The organism is Maledivibacter sp., assembly GCA_025210375.1.
Classification (GTDB): Bacteria; Bacillota; Clostridia; order Peptostreptococcales; family Caminicellaceae; genus JAOASB01.
In genome coordinates this window covers 118884-142946 of sequence record JAOASB010000013.1, presented here as the reverse complement: position 1 = coordinate 142946, position 24063 = coordinate 118884, and the positions used below count along the sequence as shown (strand labels likewise).

Below are 24063 nucleotides of genomic sequence, written 5' to 3'. Positions count from 1 at the left end.
CCTATGATGGAATATACTATTAAGCAGCTAGAAGAATGGGATGACAAGATTACGGCCATTGCAAAGGTTGAAGGACTTGACTGGTATCCTCAAGAATATGAGGTATGTAACTATGAGGATATGATTTGTTATGAGGCATATGTAGGAATGCCGTCCCATTATCCCCACTGGAGCTATGGTAAGACATATGAACGTAAAAAAACTTTATACAAATACAATCTTGAAGGGTTACCCTATGAAATGGTAATCAACTCCAATCCTTGTATCGCATATCTTATGAGAGATAATACATTGCTTTTACAAATACTTACTATGGCCCATGTATATGGACATAATGATTTTTTCAAAAACAATAGATTATTTGTAGATGGAACAAATGCGGATTATACCGTTGAAATGTTTAAGAATCACTCCGATAGAATCAGAAGCTATGTAGAAGACCCTACAATTGGGTATGAAAAAGTAGAACGTATACTCGATGCCGCCCATGCAATAAGATATCATACTACTAGATTCATTGGACTAAAAACCATTTCAGAAGAAGAGAAAAAGGAAAGATTACTAAAAAAATATTATGGAGATACAAAATCAGATAATCTCTTAGGTAATAAAAAAGATATTCCTTTCCCAGATGTTAACAAAGTACCTCTAGAGCCTACTGATGATATCATGGGCTTTTTAATAGAATATAGTGATTTGAAAGATTGGGAGAAGGATATACTTCACATTGTAAAGGAAGAGACAAAATATTTTATCCCCCAAATTGAAACAAAAATTATAAATGAAGGCTGGGCATGCCACTGGCATCATAAGATAGTAAACCAATTAGAATTACCCCAGGGCTTATATATTGAGTTTTTAAATAGACATAATCAAGTTATTAGGCCATTTTATGGAAGTATAAATCCCTATTTTGTTGGATTTAAGATTTTTGAAGACATAGAAAAGCGGTATGGAAAAGAAAAGCTATTTGAGGTAAGAAAGCTTGAAAGAGATCAATCCTTTATTAGGAAATATCTTACAAAGGAATTAGCTTTAAAACTTAATATTTTCAAGTATGATAAGAAGGGTAGTAATTACGTAATAGAAGAAGTAGCCGATGAAGAAGGTTGGAAGGAAATCAGAGATACACTGGCCAATATGGTTGGAATGGGAGGGATTCCAATTATTAAGGTGGAAAAAATTTTGCCAAAGGATAAATCACTGATGATATCCCATGAATACGATGGAAGGGAATTAGAATTAAGCTATGCCTATGAGACATTGAAATATCTTGTGGATTTATGGGGAAGAAAAGTAATTTTGAAAACCGTTGTAAATAAGATAAATAAGATAATTACTTGCAATGAAGACAAAACTATTTCTATGACGGGGGCATAAAACTTAGATATGGGGGGCTAAGCTCAGGGAAATATCCCATGAGTTAGTCCTTTCTTATTGTAGATGCTCCTTGGCAAAACACTCACATCAAAAGTAAGAGATACTAGATATACATGGGGTTTATCCTATGGAAATTTATGCAAAAGTTAAATATATCTTAAAATTTGTTAATAGAGAAGGAGAATACAAAAAAATATAGAATTAAGTTCAACAAGGAAAGATGTCAAAATGCGTCGTTTAATATATCAAAATAGGAGGGCATAATAACAAATGAAGAGTATTAAAAATACGGTGATTGTAGCAATAGTTGTGTTTACAGTTGTTTTATCCTTTGTCCAGATCAGTTTAAATATTTTAACCTTTAAGCGAGTTTTTAGGGATACAATCAATACAACACTAACATTTCAAGCTGAGAAGGAAGCATCATATTTAAATTCCAAGTTTTCTAAATGGGGAGATTCTGGTCAATCCTATGCTTCAACCATTGGGGTAATGCCTGGATATGATACCGATATATTACTTAGTATACTCAAAAAACACATAGAAAATGATGACCTAATTATAGGTGGAGGATTTTGGCTTCAGCCATATGAGTATGATAAAGAACATAAGTACTATGGTCCGTACATGCACAAAGATGGCAATACTATAAAAACTACATGGGATTATAGTACAGCTAAGGAAGACTATTTCCAGTATGATTGGTACAAGGATGGCTTTGAAATAGATAAAAGTGTCATTTGGAGTGAACCATATGCAGATCCAATTACAGGGGTTCCAATGATAACAGCCACAAGTGCTATTGAAAAGACAGGTGAAAAGGTTGGAGTTATAACCCTAGATATCGGATTGGATGAATTACAACAATACGTTTCAAATATAAAAATTGGACAAGAAGGATATGCATTTGTTGTGACTAGTGAAGGTTATTATCTTGCCAATAGAGATACGGATAAAAATCTAAATATGAGGATAATTGATGAAGAGGACGAAAAACTTAAAGAATTTGGAAATAAAATACTTAGTGGAGATAACTCAAGCGTTAATAGAATTAAACTAGATAATGATACATATTTAAGTGTATTTGCACCAATCGGAGATACTGGACTAAATGTTGTTGTATTTATTCCACAGTCAGAGGTGTTTAGAGTCATTAATAGAACATTTTACTTTAATGCTGGGATTCTAATTATTTCACTTGTTTTATTGGTTATTATGTTGTCCCAGATAATAACAAGAATGGTAATTAATCCTTTGAAAGTTATAACAAAGGATGCTGAGAGAATCACAGAAGGAGATTTAACTAGGCAAGAGAATTTAGTCCAGTATTATAAAAAGGATAATGAAATTGGATTGTTAGCAAGGGCTTTTATAAATATGATAGAGAACATCCACAAGCTTGTTTCAGAAATTAAGACTAGTACAGTTAATGTAGTTGAATCTTGTCAAGAATTGGATCAAGTTTCATCAGGAGTTTCAGCATCTTCAAAGCAAATCTCCATTACTGTTTCGGAATTAGCCCAGGGAGTTAGTGAGCAAGCAAGTAATACTCAAGACGGTAGTTTAATGATAGGGGAAATAATTAAAAAACTAAGGGGTGTAACCCAAGAGACTAAGGTATGTGAAGAGTTAACGGCTAATTCAATGATGATAATGGAAGAAAGCTCGGGTAAAATAGAATATCAAAAAGAGAAGATGATAGAAAGTAAGAATGCTACTATAAAGGTGGCCAATGCGATTAATAATCTTTCAAATAAATCCTTGGAAATAGGGGAGATAGTAAATACCATAGATGGAATTGCAGAACAAACAAATCTACTAGCTTTAAATGCTGCCATTGAAGCAGCTAGAGCTGGAGAGCATGGTAAGGGCTTTGCAGTGGTAGCTGATGAAGTAAGAAAACTAGCAGAACAGTCGTCGAATTCTACACAAAAAATTAATGAATTAATAAAAGATATTCAAAATGGCATTGAAAATGCGGTTGAAGAGATGAAGAATACAGAGAGTACAATTGGAGATCAGGAAAAGTCTGTTGAAGAAATAGTTAAATCCTTCGCTGAAACTATCGCATCGGTACAAGAGGTATCGGATAAAATACGTAGGGTTTCTGAGGACTCTGATATGTTAAACGAAAGTGCTGGAAAGGTAGTTGAAACAATTGAGAATCTTGCAAGTATATCCGAAGAAAGTGCAGCGGCAACTGAGGAAGTGGCGGCCACTACTGAGCAAAACACAATATCTATTCAAAGAATAGGAAGTGAGATAGATAAATTGACCCAGGTTATTGATAAATTAGAAAATGGTACGGAAAAGTTTATAATCTAGTTGGTAGAAATCTTGAAAAAAGGGGCTATCTCAAAGGATAATTCCTTGGGTCTTATCCCTGGGTGTTTCAGAGTGGATGAAGTCTGAGACCTTAAAATTTCATGGACTTGGCTATTACTAATGTATGTGCCAAGTCCGTTGAATTTTAAGTAGCAAAGAAATTCATTATTCCGAGACATTCTTTTTTTGTAAATTTCCTTCTTAGTGTTTTATTCTTGATTAAATTTACAAATCATATATACTATATTTGTAAATAGCTTTATATGAGTAAGGATAATCACAGTTGGAAGGGTAATTGAATATGGATAAGAACGTATATATGATTAATAATTATAAAAATATAGCTAAAGAATTTCAAGAAGAGGGAAAGTTTATTAAAGCCCTTAGGTTTTTTAGAAAAGCATATGGCATGGAGGGTGGAAAATACGATATTGAATTATTGCTGGATATGGCCTTGGTTTATGATGGTCTAGGAGATATCATTAAGGCAGAAGAAAAGTATCGAGAAATATTGGATATAGACCCTGATGAAGCTAGAGCATACTATGGACTAGCTATTTTATATGATGATAGAAAAGACTATGGGAGTGCCATACAATATTATAAAAGAGCAATACAGATAGATGAATATTATGATAGGGCATATTTCTTTCTAGCAAATATCTACGATGAAATTGGAGAAAAGGAAAATGCTATACTATGCTATAAAAAAACTATAGCTTTAAAGCCCGATGATTTTTGGGCACATACTAACTTAGGTTCTATATATGAAGAGATAAATGAACACAATATGGCTATAGAAATGATGGAGAAAAGCTTAGAGCTGATTCCTAATCACCATATACCATTATTTAATATGGGAGTTATCTATAAAGGCTTAGGTGAAATAGAAAAAGCCCAGCATTATTATAGATTATCCATAAAAGAAGAACCCTGCTATCCTTATAGTTTCTTAAATTTGGCTATTATATATAAAGAACAGCAGGACTATAAAAGGGCTATTGATATAATTACAAAGGGCATAATGTATAATGAAGACACCTCGGTTTTGTATTATAATAGAGCATGCTGCTATATTCATGGAGATGCTTTTGAAAAGGCTTTAAGGGATATTATTACAGCTACACAGTTGAGTCCTAGCCTAGTGGAGTATGTTCTTAAAGATGAAGAGCTAGATCCTATCAAAGAGCTTAAGGCTTTTAAGCTCATGTTTCATAAAAATTCTTAAGCCTTTGTTGCTTTTTAGGTTTTTGATTTAAAATGTCAATGTTGTTTATTTATACAATACAAAATAGTTAATAGGGATGTTATTGCCCCACATCCTAAGAAGATAGCCATGGATAGAAATATAAACCTATAACTAGTATTATTAAAGATTTTATTTAAATAATCAATGAAAAATGGGGAAACAAATTTTCCCAAAAGTATTGAATTGCTTACTATTGATATTGAAACAGCATTTAAATGCTCTGGAGTAAATTCAGCTGACTTTAAAAATAGAATAGGTTTTAAAGTACCTATGCCAAAGCCTATCATAAATGATCCAATTAATATTGATGATAGATTATAAGCATAACTTAATCTTAAAAAACCTAAACTCATGGTGGCTACAGCAAATGGAACCCTTATTCTTTTAAACAATTTAGATACATGTCTTAAAACTATGCCGCTTATGAAGCCCCCTAAAGTAATAAAGGACATAGCTATGCCCGAATATCCTGAATTACCAATATTTTGTATTTTTATAAATAGTGACATGTTAGTGATAACAGAGTAAAATGCTATATTTAAAATAAAGGCCAAGAAAGCTACGAAAAAAATTTTAAAATTAATAGGATATCTATTTTTATCCCTTATACTTTTTTTTGGTGGCTCCGGTAATCCCCAAAAAATAAGTATAAGGACTAGTATAGCTATAGAATATACTATAAATATATAACGCCAATTATATATTGCTAATGCCCCAGCAATAAGAGTGGCTATAATCCCCCCTAGATTTGAGACTGCATTTGATAATCCCATCATAACAGTTCTTTCAGTTCCCCTATAAAAGTCTGCTATTAAGGAAGTAGAAAAAGGCATTATTAAACCCATACCCATACCTAATATTCCTCTAAAAAATAAAAGCTCATATATAGTTCTAGAAAATCCGCTGGACAAACCTCCTATAATATAAATAACAAGTCCAGCTATTATTATTTTACGTTTATTAACAAATGAAGATACATGAGCAGATATAAAGCTAAAGGGTATAATAGCGAAGGAGGGCAATGTCAATACCATTTTTATCAAGGCAGAGCTATTATGGGGAAAAGCTTCACTTATGTCGGCAAGGGCAGGAGATACCGTATTTCCTGTCATTATTACTAATAAAGAAATCGATAGTATTGCTGGTTTAACCATATTTGCCATCTAATTTCACCTCAAATAATTATGTTACTATTTTTCAGTATTATATTAAAAAAGCCTATTTATTCAATAATTAATTTAAAATATGTATAGATTAAAGTTTTGACTGGAATCTCTATAAGTAAAAATAGCTTATATAAGGGACTATTATATAGGCTATTTTTCATGGTTAACCTTATTCTAATTTTATAAAAAAGATAACAAAGAATAAAGGAAAAAGTCGAAATGTGTCGAATTGTTTAATGTAATAAATCTATATTTTTATAAAAAAACAAAATTGGAGGCGATATTCTTTGAAAAGTTTAAAAAACAAAATCATGATACCGGTTCTAGTATTAGCGGTAATAGGGATTTTTGTATTAGCTGGTACAACCTATCTTCAAGCTAAAAAAATTATTGTTGATGATGTGGAAGAAATAGCCCAAATCAAAGTTGAAAAGCTTGTAAACTTTGCAAACGATTTGGTACATGAATGGAAGGAAAAAGTACATTTGCTGGCAGATCTGGATGAAACTAAAAAAATGGATTTTCATAGATTGAAAAAACTAGTTTCTAGTGAAGAAGATCTATTTAGAGATTTTACAGCAGTAATATTGTCCGATGCAGAAGGTAATTATGAGGCTACAAATGGAGGAAAAGGTAAAATTAAGGATAGGGGCTATTTTCAAGAGGTGATGCAAGGTAAAGTTGCTGTTTCCAAGCCTGTCATATCTAAAACTACGGGTTTGCCTATAATAGTTGTTGCGGCACCTATCAAAGATGACGGTAATAATATTATAGGCTTAATAGGTGCAACTATCAATCTATCTAATATAACGGATATAGTAAATTCTGAAAAGTTCGGAGATAGTGGCTATGCATATATGATAGATATTGATGGTACAATAATAGTTCATCCAAACGATGATTTTATTATGGAAGAAAATTTCTTAGAAAACGATAGTGAGAGTTTAATAGAGATCACAAAGAAAATGATACAGGGGAAAACTGAGGTAGTAAATTATGAATTTGATGGTGAAAAGAAAATAGCTGCCTATGCACCAGTCAAACTGACTGGTTGGTCTATTGCAATGACTACATATTATAGTGAGGTTACTAAGGATATTAGGAAGCTTAGAAATAATATAATCATTATTGGACTAACAATTGTTATTTTAATTGGACTAACAATATTTTTTATAGTAAGTAAAAGTATCAAGCCCGTTATAAAAATGGCAAATATCACTAAAGACGTTGCTTCAGGAAATCTAAGGGTTAAGGTTGATGTAAGCGGTGATGATGAAATCGGTTTACTGGCCCGTAACTTTAATAATATGATTGATAATATGAGTCAGCTACTAAATGAATTGAATGATATGGGAATTACTGTAGCTGCAACTTCACAGCAGATGGAAGCATCAACAGATGAGGCTAGTAAAGTATCTGAGCAAGTAGCAAATACTATTTCGGAATTGGCTAAGGGAGCTACAGAACAAGCACAGTCTACACAAAATGGAAGTAATATGGTAAATGAATTGATTACTAGAATTGGAGAAATCCTTGACAATTCAAATAGTTCTAAGGAACGTACAATTAAAGCAAAGGAAACGGTGGATAAGGGAATTAAAATAATACAGTACCAAAAAGATAAGATGGAAGAAAACAAGCAGGCAACAGTAAATGTAGGAAATGAAGTAGTAGCTTTGTCTGATAGGTCTCAACAAATTGGGCAAATAGTTGAATTGATAAGTAGTATTGCAGAACAAACAAATCTACTTGCTTTAAATGCAGCTATTGAGGCAGCCCGTGCTGGAGACCAAGGAAGAGGCTTTGCCGTTGTTGCTGAAGAGGTGAGAAAATTAGCTGAGCAGTCGGGGAAAGCAACCCAGGGTATTAGTGAGCTTATAAGTGAAATACAAATTGGAGTTGCCAGTGTTGTTAAGGAAATGAACAAAACCGAGAACATAGTAAATGAGCAGGAAAATGCAGTTAAACAAACTGCCGATGTATTTAATGATATATTAAAGGCTGTCGAAGTTGTTACAGAGGATATAGGTGAAGTAACTATAGCATGTGAAGATTTAAATAGGAATTCAAAGCTAGTGGGTGAAAATATTAATGATATTGCTGGCATCACCCAAGGAAATGCAGCTGCAACAGAAGAAGTAGCAGCATCTACAGAAGAGCAAACAGCCGCACTTGAGCAGCTTGCAGCTTCTGCAGAACAGCTTGCCAATATCTCAAATGATCTACAGAAATCTATACAAAGGTTCAGCATATAGGTATACAGAGTTTGATATAGATATTTATAAAAAAGTGGGATAGCTAGACTATACCACTTTTTTCCTTTTTATCCGGATTTTTTTCACGAATTGTTCTACTTGGCATATTATGTAATACGGCTTTAAAAAATCTTCGTATGAGGTGAGGATACAATGTTATATAGATTTTCAAGACCACCCTTTGGAGGGCCACCATTTATAGTTGGACCAGGACCTTCCTTTAGACCACCTTTAGGGCCAGGTGGGCAGGATGACGAATCTATGCCACCTGGCAGACCCCCATCCTATATACCAGAAAGGTCTCCAGAATTGAGGGCTGTTGATCCAGGAGCCATAAGACGATGTAGGGGTAGATTTACCTACATATGGCTTGAAAATGGTCAAGAATTTTGGGCGTATATTACTTATGTTGGACGTAGGTCGGTTTCAGGATATAGATGGTTAGGATATAGGTGGGTCTATTTTGGAACGGATCTTAAAAATATCGAATCCTTTATTTGTTCTTAAGATAAAGAGAAGTTCTAGAAGTGCTTAGGCACTTCTTTTTATTTGTATAAAAATTTATCAAAATCACAAAGATAACAATTAAAAAAAACAAAAAGGGGTATAGTTATATAATAGGATAAATATAATTGAAAGAACCTGGGTTATATAACGCTGAATTTAGGAGGGGTTACATTGGAAATTATACATATTTATCATAGTGGTTTTTTAATAAAGTTTGATAATGATACTTTAGTATTTGATTGCTTGGATTCTTCTGCATCAAAATATTTCTCTCAACATGGGAAAAACTATGTTTTCACAACTCATAGCCATTCAGATCACTACTCTCAGAACATATTTGAGTGGGAAAGAAAAAATTATAATGTAGAATATTTTTTTGGAGATGATATCACCATAAGGGATATAAGGCCAAATTATCATATTATGGATAAATATCAAAGCTTAAAGACTAATAATTTAGAGATAGAAACCTTTGGATCAACAGATAGTGGTGTATCTTTTTTTGTGAAATTCCGTGGAAATAATATTTTTCATGCAGGTGATTTAAATTGGTGGCATTGGAAAAATGATTCTAAAGAAACACAAAGGAAAGAGGAAAGTGATTTTAAATTAGAGGTTGATAAGCTAAAGGGCCGAGGGATCGATATAGCATTTATACCAGTAGATCCAAGACTAGATGAGTATTATTATCTAGCTGCTGAGTATTTTGCTAAAACTATTAAGCCCAAAATTCTTATACCTATGCATTTTGCTGATAACTTTGATATTACAAAAAAAATTAAAGAAAAACTAGGGGACTTCAATATGGAAGTAATAGAAATAGTAAAAAGAGATCAAGAACTTGATATAAATATATAATCAAGCCCATTTCTAGATGCTATAATATATAATATTAAGGAGGTCTATATTATTGAATAATGAGAATGAATTAAGTTATCAAAAAAGTAAAATTGTAAGTTATTTTAAAAGAGGTGAAAAAGAGAAATCGGAATTTAAAATAGGTGCTGAATTTGAACACTTCATTATTGATAAAAATACTTTGGAGACTATTTCCTATTATGGAGATAAAGGTGTTGGGAATACGTTGGAACAGCTATTGCACAAGGGCTGGTCTGGGAAATATGAAGGGCAGCATTTAATGGGGCTCACTAAGGGTGGTAATAACATAACCCTTGAGCCGGGATCGCAATTAGAACTTAGTACAAAGCCTTGTAAAAGTATATATGAGATAGAGAATGAATATCTGAGCTTTTTAAAGGATATAGTTCCTATTCTAAATGAAAAGAATCAATACATAAATTCACTTGGTTATCAACCAGAAAGTAAAATAGAAGAAATTCCCTTTATTCCTAAGGATAGATATAAATATATGTCGGAGTATTTTAAGGGAAGGGGTAAATATGCCCATAATATGATGAAGGGAACAGCTTCCCTTCAAGTAACCTTGGATTATTGTAGTGAAGATGATTTCATGAAAAAATTTAGAGTTGCAAATGCACTTTCACCTATTATCTCTTTCATGTTTGACAATGCTCCTTTCTTTGAAGGAGAGCTTTGGACTAAGAATACATTAAGGACCCATATATGGAATAACTGTGATGATGATAGATGCATGGTAGTTCCAAAAGCCTTAGATAAAAGCTTTGGATATGAAGATTATTCAGAGTATATTTTAAATACTCCCCCAATAATCATTCGAAGAAATAATGAGTTTTTATATACAGCTAGAAAGCCATTTAAAGAAATTTATGATCCAAATGAATTTACAATAGAAGAATTGGAGCATGTGCTTACAATGTATTTTCCAGATGTAAGAGCTAAAAAATTTATAGAGGTCAGAATGGCTGATTCAGTACCATATCCCTTTAACATAAGTGGTATTGCACTTTGGAAGGGTTTGATATATGATCAAGAAAATTTGGATTATTTGTACGATCATTTAGAAATGATTTCAAATGATTGTGTAAGAAAGAAAAAAGCTGAAATTATTGAATCCGGTAAAAATACTAGCGTAATGGATAAAAATATCTTTGAAGTCTGTAGGGATATCATAGCTTTGTCAGAAAGAGGTCTAGATAGGGAAGAAGCTAAATATCTTCTGCCCCTCAAAGAGTTAGCTTATAATGAAAGAACTTTATCACTAGAAATAAAAGAAAAAATTAAACTCGGTAAGCATAGGGCATTAGAAAATAGTTTTCTAAATAATATATTTTAATAGGAGGAAGATATTTTGAATCGGATAGATTTAGATAGAGAATATATAGATATCATAAATGCTAATGAGACTTTGTATTGTAGCGATTATTTAGATGCTATGGATAAGGTAAAAGCTTCTACTGCAATGTACAAAGGGAAGCCCATTCCCTTCTTATATATGCCTAAGCTTTATACACAAAAAGATTTAGAAAGATTTACAAAGCTTACGGATACATTGATGACGATCATTAGAAAGGTTATAGATAGATATATAAACTATCCAGCTTTTAGAGAAAAATTTGGATTTTCAGAGCTTTTAGAGAAATTAATCTTGACCCAGCATGGATATAATGCAAGAGTACCTATGGCTAGATTTGATATATTTTATAAGGATGATGGAAGCTTTAAGTTCTGTGAACTGAATGCTGATGGATCATCGGCTATGAATGAGGATAGAGAGCTTTCCAGAATATTATCTGAGTCTATAGCATTTAAAGAGATGAGCAGAAAATACGATATAAGCTCCTTTGAGCTTTTTGATACATGGGTGGAGGAATGTATAAGTATTTTTAAAGAATTTAACCCAGAAATTCAAAAACCAAATGTTGCTATTGTAGATTTTAATGATACAGGAAGTCCAAACGAGTTTGAGGTGTTTAGGGATAGCTTCGAAAAAAATGGTTATAAGACCATGATTGTTGACCCTAGGGATTTAAAGTATTCCCATGGTAAGCTATATATAGATGATATGAGGATTGATATAGTTTATAGAAGACTTGTTACAAGGGATCTCATAGAAAGAGCCGATGAGATACCGGATTTTATACAAGCAGCTATGGAGGGTAAAGTTTGCATAGTTGGCCCCATAAAGTCTCAAATTATTCATAATAAAGTCATATTTAAAATTTTACATGATAAAGATACCCTAGAATTTCTCACTGAGGATGAAGGTCAATTCATTAAAGATCATATACCCCTTACGGCTAAATTTGAAGGGGATGAATTTGATTTTGATGAGCTTACAATCAATAGGGATGAATATATATTAAAGCCTAGTGATTTATATGCTTCCAGGGGAGTATATGCTGGAAGAGATTTCAGTGCAGAACAATGGAAGGAAAAGCTTTTAGAATGTCATGGAAAGGATTATTTAATACAGGAATACTATACTCCAAATAAAAGTGATTTGGTTGAGTTTGTTGAAGGTAAATTAAAGATAAGCAAATTTAATAATATTACTGGAATGTACATGTATAATGAAAAATTATATGGACTATATTCAAGAATTGGAAAGAACCCAATAATATCTGGACTTCATGATTGCTATACATTACCCACCTTTATTGTAAGAGACTCTAGAAAGTAAAAGTTTTAACCTCAATCCACATATAGGGATTTTAGTATAAATTAACTATTTAACTGGAATATCTATAGCCCTTTACTGAATAAATAAAAACAGTAGGGGGTTTTTCTATTTCATATTTTTAAGTATTATGTTAATATATATCTGAATAGTAAAAATATTATAAAATCTATGCTATTCTTGATGGAACTAACATATCTCAATTATATATATTATCATGGAGTGAAGTAAATGGAAGTAGGTTTAATTTTAGAATTGGGAAATAAATTTGGAAATTTGTTTGTGTTTGCATTCATTCTATCTAGATTAAAGGCATTTAGAAATCTTATAGCTAAAAGGCCAGTTAAACTATGGGATAAGCTTTTATTGTGTCTTATATTTGGTTTGTTTGGCATTGTGGGTACTTATTTTAGTATTGAATTTAATGGAGCATTAATAAATACACGTATCATTGGAGTAGGAATTGGCGGACTTTTAGGTGGCCCCTTTGTTGGGCTTATGTCCGGTGCAGTTGCAGGCATACATAGAGCTTTAATTGATTCCGGGGAATTTACAAGTACGGCCTGTGCAATATCCACAGTTTTTGAAGGCTTGATGGCAGGATATATGGGAAGAGTAATGCAAAACAAAAATAAAAAGTGGATATATGCTGGACTTACCGGTGCCATAGGGGAAAGTATGAGAAAAATATCCGTACTGATATTTTCCAAGCCCTTTTATATGGCAGTAGATTTGGTAAAAGATATATGGCTTCCAATGGTCATAATTAATTCCCTGGGAATGGCACTTTTATTTATAATTATTGAAAATATATTTAAGGAACAAGAGAAGATGGGAGCTTATCAAGCCAATTTAACATTAAAAATTGCAGATAAGGCGTTACCCTTTGTAAAGCAGGGTATATATTCAGATACTATTAGTAATGTGGCAGAAATTATATACAATATGACGGAATTTGATGCAGTTAGTATTAGCGATACAGAAAGAATTATTACCCATATAGGTCTGAATAATGAAGCTAGCATTTCAAATAGTAATTATATTTCTAATAAGGATTTGCATACAATTAAGACCGGCGAAGTAATATTGGTTAATGATTGCAGTAAAATTAAATATGAGGATTGTGAATATTTATACCAATCATTTATGGTATTACCATTGAAGGAAAATAATAAGATTATTGGCAGCTTAAAATTATATAAAAAGTTGTCTAATTCTATAACGGCTATTGACTTGGAGTTAGGAACCGGATTAGCTAAGCTTTTTTCCACTCAACTAACCTTGGGGAAATTAGAGCAAAATTCTAAGCTACTTGCTGCAGCTGAATTTAAGGCTTTACAAGCTCAAATTAATCCACACTTTCTTTTCAACTCATTAACAGTGATAGCCTCACTTTGTAGGATCGATCCTGAAAAGGCAAGAAATTTGATAATTCATTTGAGCAATTACTTTAGAAAAAACTTAAATAATAATAAGGACGTAGTTAAATTAGAGGTGGAACTTAATCATGTGAAATCATATATTGAAATCGAAATGGCCAGGTTTGAGGATAAGCTAAAAATAATATATGAAATGGAAGATGATTTGAGATGTTTTATTCCTCCCTTAAGTTTACAGCCTATTGTTGAGAATGCTATTAAACATGGTATTCTACCACAAAAACAAGGGGGAACGGTAAGAATAAAGGGAAGTAAGAAGGATGATGAAGTCAACATTATAATTTCCGATGATGGAGTGGGAATTGAGGAGAATAAAGTACTTCAGATATTAAGGCATGATAATAAATATGATACTTCAATAGGTATAAATAATGTTAATCTAAGGCTTAAGGGGATATTTGGAGAAAGGTATGGACTGAAAATAGAGAGTAAAGTAGGTACAGGAACGTCTGTACACTTTAAAATACCAATAATTACTTTTGAAATGGGATGTGGTCGTGGTGCTTAAAGTATTGATTGTAGATGATGAAAAATATATAAGAGATGAACTTAAGTGCTTTTTAAATGAATACGATGACATTGAAATATGCGGGGAAAGTGGTGAAGGAGAAGAAGCCATTGAATTGGCAAAATCCCTAAAGCCCGATATTGTATTTTTAGATATACATCTCCATGATATTAGTGGTATGTTAGTTGCTGAAAAAATGCTAGAGGTGGATACGCCACCTTATATTGTATTTGCAACTGCCTATGATGAATACGCTATACAGGGATTTCAACTAAATGCAGTAGATTATATATTAAAGCCTTTTTTAGAAGAAAGAATAAAGCTTACTATTGAAAGAATAAGGAAAAATATCCAATTAATAAGACATAATAAAAAGTCTAATGAAGTCTTAGAAAATAAAAAGATCAGCCTAGATAAGTTGTGTGTAAAACAAAATAATAAATTGATTTTAGTAGATACAAGTTGTATACAATATATCCAGTCAATTAATAACATTATAATTGTAAATACCATAGATGGTGTGTATAATTCTAATTACTCATTGAAGGAACTAGAGGATAGACTAAAAAAAATAAAGTTTATAAGAACCCATAAGAGTTATATCATTAATCTAGATTTTATTGATGAAATAATACCGTGGTTTAATTATACCTATAAAATTAAAGTTAAAGGAATAAAAGATTGTGAAATACCCGTTAGCAGAAATTATATGAAAAAGTTTAAAGGAATACTTGGACTATGATCAATCCCTATAAATGTATACCCCTAATAATTAGTAATATGAATTAAACTGTATGTTATTTACATATATTGCACTTTATTTAAAAATAATGTAATAAAATTGTAATCAGTTCTATATTTTTATGTAGTGTAATAAAATTTAATTATCCAAATGAATATGAAATTAGGGGGGCAAAAAATGAAGAGAAAAGTTTTGTTGTTATTTATACTTCTATTAATATTTAGTATGGTAGTAGTAGGATGTTCACAAAATGATGCGCCTGCTGATTCCGGGAGTGGGTCAAGTGCGAATGGTAAGAAAACGTTTGTAACTATTGTTACAGGTGGAAGTTCAGGACCATACTTTGCTATTGGTGGAGCTATATCTAACTTATTAAATGAGAAGGTTGATGTAGTAAATGCATCTGTACAATCCACAGGAGCTTCCGCAGTAAATGCAACATTATTGGGGACAAAGAAGGCTGAAATTGCCTTTGCGATGAATGATGTGGTAAATTATGCTTATACAGGTACTGAAGTTTTTAAAGAAAAAGGAAAAGTTGAAAATCTAAGGGGAATTGCATCCTTATATCCTAACTTTGTTCAACTAATTACGTTAAAAGATAAGGGTATAAATGAAGTATCAGAATTAAAGGGTAAAAAGGTAGGTGTTGGGGCACCTGGTAGTGGTACTGAAGTAAATGCCCGTCAGATACTAGCCGCCCACGAAATTACTTATGATGATATAGATGAAGATTTCTTATCATATGCTGAATCCGTAGAACAGCTTAAAAATGGAGCTATTGATGCAGCCTTCTTAACATCTGGTCTTCCCAATGCTACTATCATGGATTTAGCTACAACCCATGATGTAAAAATAATTCCAATAAGAAAAGAAGCAATTAAAAAGCTAGCGGCAGAATTTCCTTTCTACTCTTCGGAAATGATTTCCGCTGGAACATATGATAATGATAAGGATGTTGAAACTGCGGCAGTTAAAACTTTATTGGTAACAAGAGAAGATTTGAGCGAAGAGTTAGTTTATAATATCACAAAAACCATATTTGAAAACCTAGATACTTTAGTAGGAACCCATTCAGCCGCTAAAAGAATCACTATAGATACTGTTCGTGATGGTATGCCAATTCCTTTGCATCCAGGAGCAGAAAAATATTTTAAAGAACAAGGTAAGTAAAAAAGATAGAAGGGTGTTACTTAGTAATACCCTCATCTTGTTGACAAAGTCAACAAGATGTCAGGCAGTTGAGAAATTTGAAGTTTGAGGCGTGCTGAAACCCAGAGGCTGTAGCGTATACAGACATACGTAAGGGTTCTGGGTTTCAGCAACAACGAAGAAATTCGGATTTGTCAACTGCCTGAGGGTGTTACTCAGTAATACCCTTTAGTATTTTTAGGAAGGTGGGAAATAGCCTATGGATGATAAAAAATCAGTCGGTGAAGCAGCTAAAATTGGGCATGAACAGGTACTAGAAAAGTATGATACGGAATCCAGATTTAGAAAATTTGATAAGAATAGTATACCTGGAATGATAGTATTTATTGCTTGTGTAGGACTATCCCTATTTCATCTGTATACAGCGTGGAGTGGGCCATTGGTTACCCTAATGCATAGGGCAGTGCATACTTCAGTTGTTATGGCACTTGTATTTATACTTTATCCATTTGGGAAAAGATCCTCTAAGAAAAAACCTTCTATATTAGATTGGTTTTTTGCGTTATTATCACTTAGTTTAGGTGGATATATAGTACTGAATTATAAGGCATTAGTTATGAGAGCAGGTATGCCAAGTAATGTTGATATTGTTTTTGCGTTCATGGCTATATTGCTTGTGCTAGAGGCAGCTAGGAGAATTACAGGGAAAGAAATTGCTTTACTAGCAGTACTATTTATACTTTATGCATTATTTGGACGCAATCTTCCCAATATTATTGCCCACAGAGGATATGGATTAAGGGATATAGCTGAATATATGTATCTTACTACAGAAGGTATTTTTGGTATTGCCATAGGGGTTTCGTCTACTTATATATTCTTATTTGTCCTATTTGGAGCCTTTTTACAAAAATCAGGAATGGGACAATTCTTTAATGATCTATCTATGGCTATTGCAGGGTCCGGAAAAGGGGGACCAGCTAAGGTGGCCGTAGTATCAAGTGGATTTTTAGGGTCTATAAATGGTAGTGCCGTTGCAAATGTTGTTACTACAGGGGCCTTTACTATACCCCTTATGAAAAAGATTGGATATGATAAGGAGTTTGCTGGTGCAGTTGAAGCCGCCGCTTCTTGTGGTGGACAAATTTTACCACCCGTTATGGGTGCTGCGGCATTTATTATGGCAGAATATTTGGGTATAGAATATATAAAAATTGCTGTTTCAGCAATAATACCGGCACTGCTTTATTATTTAGGGGTTATCGTAATAATTCATTTAAGAGCATCTAGAAAGGGACTTACAGGAATGCCCAAGGATCAATTGCCTAAGGTGGTTGATGTATTAAAACAAAGAGGACATCTTTTATTACCCTTAGTGGGATTATTATACTTTTTAATAAGCGGAAGGACACCAATATATGCCGCATTTTGGTCAATTCTTTTAACTATAGGGGTGAGCTTTTTAAGGAAAGAGACTAGGATGAGTTTTAAGGATATAATAGATGCTTTAGAAAGTGGGACTCGTACAGCGTTAGGTGTTGCAATGTCCTGTGCAGTAGTAGGATTAATAATCGGAGTAGCTACCTTGACTGGATTTGGTCTAAAATTAGCCGGGGCAATTCTTTTCCTGGGAAAAGGAAATTTGTTTATGACTTTAATATTAACAATGATAGCTTGCATTGTTTTGGGAATGGGCTTGCCTTCAATTCCAGCCTATATAATAACAGCTACTATGGCAGCTCCAGCTTTAGCCAAAATGGGAATACCTCATTTAGTTTCACATATGTTTGTATTCTACTTTGGGATGCTGGCAAATCTAACACCTCCCGTTGCCTTGGCAGCATTTGCCGGAGCAGGTATAGCCGGTGGGAAACCTGCACAAACTGGATTCCAAGCAGTGAAATTAGCCTTGGCAGGCTTTGTAGTACCATATATATTTGTATTTTCTCCATCACTACTTCTTATCAATACAACTTTATTTGAAACTGTTATAGTTGTTATTACTGCGGTGATAGGTGTAGTTGCATTAGGAGCTTCAGTTGAAGGATATCTAAATAAGAAGCTAAACATAATATATAGAATAATTATGCTTGCATCGGCTCTACTATTAATAAAACCTGGAATATTTTCCGATGTAATAGGGATTGCTATTTTCTTATTGGTTTTCATTTCCGGTAAAATATCTAATGGAAAAGTTTTAAGCAATGCATAGAAAAGTATAGAAGCTGCTTCTTAAACTAAATTGAAGCAGCTTTTTTTATAAAATATTCTAGCATATTTAGAGGCTTTGTATAGATCTTTATTGCGTTGCCATCTTCTATATGCTCATAAAGTCTTAACTCTTTATCTGAAAAATTAAATGTATGCTTTGCAAAATCAGAAATTCCATATTGTAAATCATTCATTTTTTTATTAATGCCGCTAAAGATTACATACCCATCCTTTACCTCGGATTTATCACCCGCATAATCTGGTACTCCTGCACCAAAGGATTTGAATCTAGTTCTATCCAATATAACATGATAGTCATCATCTATTCTAAAAATTTCTTCCCAGGGTTGTAATTCAACGGAATGCATCCATGTCATTGTGAATTCATCATTTGGATTAACTTTTACGATGAAAATGGTTTTGTTATTCTGTACATCTTCTAGTACTAGTACATGTATATTAATAAAAATCAATATAGTAGCTATAAATAAAATAAGAAGGACAATGTTTTTTAGCAGCTTTAACATGTTTTTTCAGCTCCTTTAGCTATATATGAAATAGCATTTTATTAGGCTATTAACAGTTTAACATGAAATTTACTGTGTTTAAATGCATTACTAAATATAATTGGGGATAATGTCTATTAAACATGATTTATGGGTAAAAATATAGATTTCCAAAAGTTAAACTTAATTTATACATCTCAAAATATCCGATGTTTCTAGGGAGTTTTGATGTGTATAAATTAACTGTTTAACTGGAATATCTATAATATAGGGATTTTAGTATAGACTTTAACTTATACAAGTACAAAATGCCCAGAACCATCGCATATTTGTCCATGCATAAGTTAAGTTATACTATGAAAACCCTATATATATACTTTAATCAGTAATACACTTTTTATAGGGAGAAGATTGAATATGGAAAATTTACCTGGGATGGATTTACTAAAAGTAAAGGAACTAGAGACAGCTACCTTTGCTATGGGCTGATTTTGGGGGCCAGATGCCCAGTTTGGGCTTGTAAAGGGAGTGGTTAGTACAAGAGTTGGTTATGCAGGAGGAGCTAAGGTGTATCCCACATATCATGATTTAGGGGACCATGGGGAAACCATTCAAATTGACTTTGACTCGCAGATTATATCCTACGAAGAGCTGCTAGATATATTTTGGAGAAGTCACATTCCAGAATATAATGCTCCCTCAAGGCAATATGCATCCATGGTCTTTTATCATGATGAGAAACAAAGGGAGAAAGCCCTTAAGTCCAAGGAAAGGGAAGAGGTAAGAAAAAAGACAAAAATATTCACGGAGATCGGGGAGCTTGAAAAATTTTATTTGGCTGAGAATTATCATCAGAAGCATTATCTGCAATTGGTACGAGAGCTTATGAATGAATTTAGTAGTATGTATACTAATTTTACGGATTTTATCAATTCAACCTCCGCTGCCCATGTAAATGGATATATAAAGGGATATGGAAGTAAGGAAATGCTTAATAAAGAAATATATACTCTGGGTTTATCTGAGAAAGGACAAAAAAGATTGGTGCAAATTGTTGAAGGATATGGACGATAAAAAGTATATATTTATTAGGAATTACAGAAAATAAAGGGGGAGTAAATCTAACAACTGGAGGATTAAATATGAACTTAGTTTCCGGAGAAATGTTGTGGACAAATATTAATAGTATTCCTAATAAATTTACATATTTGAGCGATGATATAGATTGTGAAGTTGTGGTGATAGGTGGGGGCGTAACTGGAGCAATCTGTGCATACTATTTTGCTATGGCTGGAGTAAATACAATAATAGTTGATAAAAACATTATTGGATATGGAAGTACCAGTGCTTCAACTTCAATTTTACAGTATGAGATAGACACTGATCTCATAGGATTAAAGGGAATGATAGGGATCGATGATGCAGCAGCATGTTTTAAGCTCACTGAAAATGCGGTTTATGAAATAAAAAAAATAATCGATGCCCTTGGGAAAAAATGCGGTTTTAGTCTTAGAGATTGTTTCTATTATACGAATAGTGATGGAGATGTTTCTCTTCTTAAGAAAGAATATGAACTTAGAAAAAAGAATGGTTTTGATGTAGAATTTATTGATGAAAAAAGAGGCAATCAGATGTTTTCTTTTCCAATTAAAGCCGGAATATATTCAAAAAAAGGTGGGGGAGAGATCGATCCCTATTCCTTTTCCCATGCTCTTATCAATCATTCTTTAGGTCATGGATTAAGGGTATTTGAAAATACAGAGATAATGAAAATAAATCAATGTAGTAATCATGTGGAACTAGTAACTAAAAATCAATTTAAAATAAATGCAAAAAAAGTTGTCTTTGCAACTGGATTTGAAGCGAAGGATCTCATACAAAATAAAACAGCAATACTAACAAGAAGCTTCACCTTAGTATCAAAACCTATAAAAAATTTTGATGGATGGCATAAACGATGTATAATCAGGGATACAAATGATCCATATACATATTTACGAACTACAAGTGATGATAGAATAATTATTGGTGGAGAAGATTTAGATTTAGGTGGACAAAATAGTAAAATAGCTACTTTAACCAATGATGATCCTATATCAATAGAAAAGTTTCAAATTTTAAATAATAGACTTCTAAGCCTAATGCCTAAAATAAATGACATAGAAATACAATATCGTTTCAGTGGTTTATTTGGAGAGTCACAGGATGGATTACCCTATATAGGTGAGTATAAGAAATATCCTAACTGTTATTTTTGCCTTGGCTATGGGTCAAATGGCATTTTATATGCCGTTATTGGAGCAAAGCTGATTAAGGATTTATATTTTGGTGAATATTCAAGATTTCTAGATTTATTTAGAATGGATAGATAAAGAAGTCAGATTAACTAACACCCGTCAAATTCAAATGTAAAATCTATATTAGTATTAGGGTTTATGTACACTGTAAGGAGTGCCTGAGGATCTTCTCTATTAGTTCCAGAAGTAAATATTACATCAAAGTCAATATTACATTTAATAAGTAAAGCAATAGCTGCATTTAGCTGTGCAATTTTAATTTTATCAGCCTTTATTAAGGCCAGAAAGGTTTCGGATTTTAAGATTTTAAAAAAGTCTTTACAGTTATCTGACATTATAATACCCCATTTAAATTATATGTGACATGAAATATATGTGGTCATAATGAATAAAGTTGTTTATAGAGCAAAACATTTCATATCTATATTATAGTTTATGATAAAACATATTTTGATGACATAGATTTTGATGCATATATGGTATAATAATATAAATGATATGATTAGGGAGGCTTTTTTATGGATGATAGGAGGAAGTTCAAAAGATTACCCGTAAACATAAAACTAACAATTGATTCTTTATACAAATCTGGGGACGAAACCATAAAAAATATCAATGATGAGGTTACGGTAATAAATGTTTCTAAAATGGGAATTGGATTTATTAGTGAAATAGAACTACCTATTGATTACTTTTTTAATGCAAAAATAACTATTGACGATGAAAAAACCTTTTACAGTGTCCTTAGAATAGTAAGGAATCAGAAAATAAACGAAGGATTTATCGTGGGCTGTGAATTTGTAGGATTAGCCGATGTTCTTAGTGGAAATATTGACGAATATGAAGACGAGATTTTTAATTAAAGTTACTGCTTTGCAGTAGCTTTTAATTATTGGTGTCTTTTTTCGCCCAAAATCTAAGTAAGGGTGGGGCGTTGATGTTTTTAGAGTTCTGTTTTGGGAAAGGAGGAAGGGAATGAAGGTTCTATTTACATATGACTATGGGGAAGAGAAAATGAGGAGTATTGAAAAACTTGGATATGATACTATTTATATAGATGAAAAACAGTTAACCAATATAAAGGAAATAGAAGATGTTGAAGTATTAGTTTGTTACAATCCTTTTAACACATTAGATATCTCTAAATTTAAAAATCTGAAAGTGATTATGTTATCGAGTATAGGAATAGATCAAGCCCCCTTAGAGTATATAAGGGAGAAGGGTATTATTTTAACAAATAATAAGGGTGGTTATTCCATACCAATTAGTGAGTGGATTGTTTTAAAAGTACTGGAAATGTTAAAAAATTCAAGGGGTTTTTATACAAAACAATCAAATCAAAGGTGGCAAATAGATACATCGATATTAGAATTATATAACAAGACAGTAGGATTTATTGGAACCGGTACTATTGCTAAGGAAACTGCAAAAAGGTTAAAGTCATTTGAAGCTAATATATTAGGATTAAACACAAGGGGAAAAGACGTTGAGTATTTTGACACATGCTACTCAATAAAGGAAATAGATAAAATATTATCGCTATCAGATATAGTTGTATTAGCAATTCCCTATACTAATGATACACATCATCTGATTAACGATACTACAATTAATATGTTTAAAGATGGTTCATATTTGATAAATGTATCTAGAGGTAGTATTATTGATGAGGGAAGTTTAATAAAAAAAATTAATGGGGGAAAATTTAAGGGAGTTGCCCTAGATGTATTTGAAAAAGAACCGCTACCAAAGGATAGTCCTTTGTGGAACCTCAACAATGTTGTTGTAACACCACATAACTGCTGGATTTCTGAAATGAGAAACAAGAGAAGATTTGATTATTTATATAAGAATATGAAAAGATATATGAATGGTGAGGAGCTTATTAATATAGTAGATTTAGATAAAGGTTATTAATGTTTAAAATATTTATATAAAAATTAACAAGTATATGGGGATTTTAGTATATACTTCAAAAACCCTATACATATGGAGGATAAAACAATGAAATTTGTATTAGATACTCATACCCATACTATTGCTAGTGGGCATGCATATAGCACTATACATGATTATGTGGTGGAAGCAAAAAAGAAAGGTTTGGAGCTAGTTGCCTTTACAGACCATGGACCTGCTATGCCTGGAGGGCCTAATATTTTTCATATAGGCAATCAAAGGGTGATACCAAGAGAAATAGATGGAATTGAAATACTAAGAGGTGTTGAAGCAAATATTATAGATTACGATGGAAATATTGACATACCTAAAGACTATTTACAGAGATTAGATTTGGTGCTTGCTAGTCTACATGATGTGTGTATACAGCCTGGAACAAGGGAACAAAACACAAGGGCATTCCTAAAGGTTATGGATAATGATTATGTAGATATAGTAGCCCATCCTGGAAATCCTAAATTTCCAATAGAGGTAGAGGAGTTTGTTTTAGGAGCTAAAAGGAAGAATAAGATTATCGAAATTAATAATAGTACATTTACAAACCCGGGTAGAAGTGGAAGCAAGGATAATTGTATTATGATCGCTAGGAAAGCCAAGGAACTTGGTGTTTTTGTTGTAGCAGGTAGTGATGCCCATATTTCCTTTGATGTCGGTAAATTTAATGACTCAATTGAAGTTTTTAAATTAGTAGGAATGCCTGAAGAACTAATAATGAACACATCTAAGGAAAAGTTGAAAAACTATTTAAAAGCCAAAGGAAAGAAATTGGAATCAAAGACCAATATTCCAATAAAATAGCTATAAATCAAGT

The 24063-nt window shown here is 32.5% G+C and carries 19 protein-coding genes and 1 pseudogene; 17 read left to right on the top strand and 3 right to left on the bottom strand.

Features of this window, described 5'->3' with window-relative positions; all coding sequences use genetic code 11:
* Positions 1 to 3 precede the first annotated feature (3 nt).
* The 3 genes from N4A68_04820 (at position 4) to N4A68_04810 (ending at position 4933) form a co-directional block, all read left to right on the top strand.
* Positions 4 to 1380, top strand: a complete 1377-nt coding sequence (locus N4A68_04820; GenBank protein ID MCT4563623.1) for a SpoVR family protein — start codon at positions 4 to 6, stop codon at positions 1378 to 1380.
* A gap of 270 nt (positions 1381 to 1650) precedes the next feature.
* Positions 1651 to 3705, top strand: a complete 2055-nt coding sequence (locus N4A68_04815) for a methyl-accepting chemotaxis protein (protein MCT4563622.1) — start codon at positions 1651 to 1653, stop codon at positions 3703 to 3705.
* Between the two features lie 301 nt (positions 3706 to 4006).
* A complete protein-coding gene (locus tag N4A68_04810) occupies positions 4007 to 4933 on the top strand; it encodes a tetratricopeptide repeat protein (GenBank protein ID MCT4563621.1) in 927 nt (308 codons plus the stop codon).
* A gap of 35 nt (positions 4934 to 4968) precedes the next feature.
* Here N4A68_04810 and N4A68_04805 read toward each other — a convergent pair whose 3' ends face one another.
* Positions 4969 to 6117: an MFS transporter gene (locus N4A68_04805; GenBank protein ID MCT4563620.1), complete on the bottom strand. Its 1149-nt coding sequence runs from the start codon at positions 6115 to 6117 to the stop codon at positions 4969 to 4971.
* Positions 6118 to 6407: 290 nt separating this feature from the next.
* Between N4A68_04805 and N4A68_04800 the strand changes: the two genes are divergently transcribed.
* From N4A68_04800 to N4A68_04760, 9 genes are all read left to right on the top strand, one after another.
* A complete protein-coding gene (locus tag N4A68_04800) occupies positions 6408 to 8375 on the top strand; it encodes a methyl-accepting chemotaxis protein (GenBank protein MCT4563619.1) in 1968 nt (655 codons plus the stop codon).
* A 153-nt stretch (positions 8376 to 8528) separates the two neighbouring features.
* Entirely contained in the window at positions 8529 to 8882 is a 354-nt protein-coding gene (locus N4A68_04795; GenBank protein MCT4563618.1) for a hypothetical protein, read from the top strand.
* Positions 8883 to 9053: 171 nt separating this feature from the next.
* Positions 9054 to 9740, top strand: coding sequence for an MBL fold metallo-hydrolase (locus N4A68_04790; GenBank protein ID MCT4563617.1), 687 nt, complete (start codon positions 9054 to 9056; stop codon positions 9738 to 9740).
* Between the two features lie 52 nt (positions 9741 to 9792).
* Entirely contained in the window at positions 9793 to 11097 is a 1305-nt protein-coding gene (locus tag N4A68_04785; protein ID MCT4563616.1) for a glutamate-cysteine ligase family protein, read from the top strand.
* A gap of 15 nt (positions 11098 to 11112) precedes the next feature.
* A complete protein-coding gene (locus tag N4A68_04780; protein MCT4563615.1) occupies positions 11113 to 12444 on the top strand; it encodes a glutathionylspermidine synthase family protein in 1332 nt (443 codons plus the stop codon).
* A gap of 228 nt (positions 12445 to 12672) precedes the next feature.
* Entirely contained in the window at positions 12673 to 14388 is a 1716-nt protein-coding gene (locus tag N4A68_04775; protein MCT4563614.1) for a histidine kinase, read from the top strand.
* Complete coding sequence (locus N4A68_04770) at positions 14381 to 15130, top strand: LytTR family DNA-binding domain-containing protein (protein MCT4563613.1); 750 nt, start codon at positions 14381 to 14383, stop codon at positions 15128 to 15130. Before N4A68_04775 ends, N4A68_04770 begins: the two co-directional genes overlap by 8 nt.
* Before the next feature lie 177 nt (positions 15131 to 15307).
* Entirely contained in the window at positions 15308 to 16303 is a 996-nt protein-coding gene (locus tag N4A68_04765) for a TAXI family TRAP transporter solute-binding subunit (GenBank protein ID MCT4563612.1), read from the top strand.
* A 238-nt stretch (positions 16304 to 16541) separates the two neighbouring features.
* Positions 16542 to 18494 (top strand): TRAP transporter permease, encoded by a 1953-nt coding sequence (locus tag N4A68_04760; GenBank protein MCT4563611.1) that lies wholly within the window; start codon positions 16542 to 16544, stop codon positions 18492 to 18494.
* Between the two features lie 25 nt (positions 18495 to 18519).
* Here the strand turns inward: N4A68_04760 and N4A68_04755 are convergent, their stop codons facing one another.
* On the bottom strand, positions 18520 to 19020 hold the full coding sequence (locus tag N4A68_04755) for a DUF1850 domain-containing protein (protein MCT4563610.1): 501 nt from the start codon (positions 19018 to 19020) through the stop codon (positions 18520 to 18522).
* A 483-nt stretch (positions 19021 to 19503) separates the two neighbouring features.
* On the opposite strand from N4A68_04755, the pseudogene N4A68_04750 reads away from it, so the two are divergent.
* A pseudogene (locus N4A68_04750) lies at positions 19504 to 20073 on the top strand (peptide-methionine (S)-S-oxide reductase).
* A gap of 68 nt (positions 20074 to 20141) precedes the next feature.
* The gene (locus N4A68_04745) at positions 20142 to 21371 is read left to right on the top strand and encodes an FAD-binding oxidoreductase (GenBank protein ID MCT4563609.1); all 1230 of its coding nucleotides are present in this window, start codon (positions 20142 to 20144) and stop codon (positions 21369 to 21371) included.
* Between the two features lie 14 nt (positions 21372 to 21385).
* Here the strand turns inward: N4A68_04745 and N4A68_04740 are convergent, their stop codons facing one another.
* Positions 21386 to 21631 (bottom strand): hypothetical protein, encoded by a 246-nt coding sequence (locus tag N4A68_04740; protein MCT4563608.1) that lies wholly within the window; start codon positions 21629 to 21631, stop codon positions 21386 to 21388.
* 183 nt (positions 21632 to 21814) lie between these two features.
* Here N4A68_04740 and N4A68_04735 point away from each other — a divergent pair, with 183 nt between their 5' ends.
* The 3 genes from N4A68_04735 (at position 21815) to N4A68_04725 (ending at position 24050) form a co-directional block, all read left to right on the top strand.
* Positions 21815 to 22159: a PilZ domain-containing protein gene (locus N4A68_04735; protein ID MCT4563607.1), complete on the top strand. Its 345-nt coding sequence runs from the start codon at positions 21815 to 21817 to the stop codon at positions 22157 to 22159.
* 112 nt (positions 22160 to 22271) lie between these two features.
* Positions 22272 to 23213 (top strand): phosphoglycerate dehydrogenase, encoded by a 942-nt coding sequence (locus N4A68_04730; GenBank protein ID MCT4563606.1) that lies wholly within the window; start codon positions 22272 to 22274, stop codon positions 23211 to 23213.
* Between the two features lie 87 nt (positions 23214 to 23300).
* The gene (locus tag N4A68_04725) at positions 23301 to 24050 is read left to right on the top strand and encodes a phosphatase (protein ID MCT4563605.1); all 750 of its coding nucleotides are present in this window, start codon (positions 23301 to 23303) and stop codon (positions 24048 to 24050) included.
* The last annotated feature ends 13 nt before the right edge of the window (positions 24051 to 24063 follow it).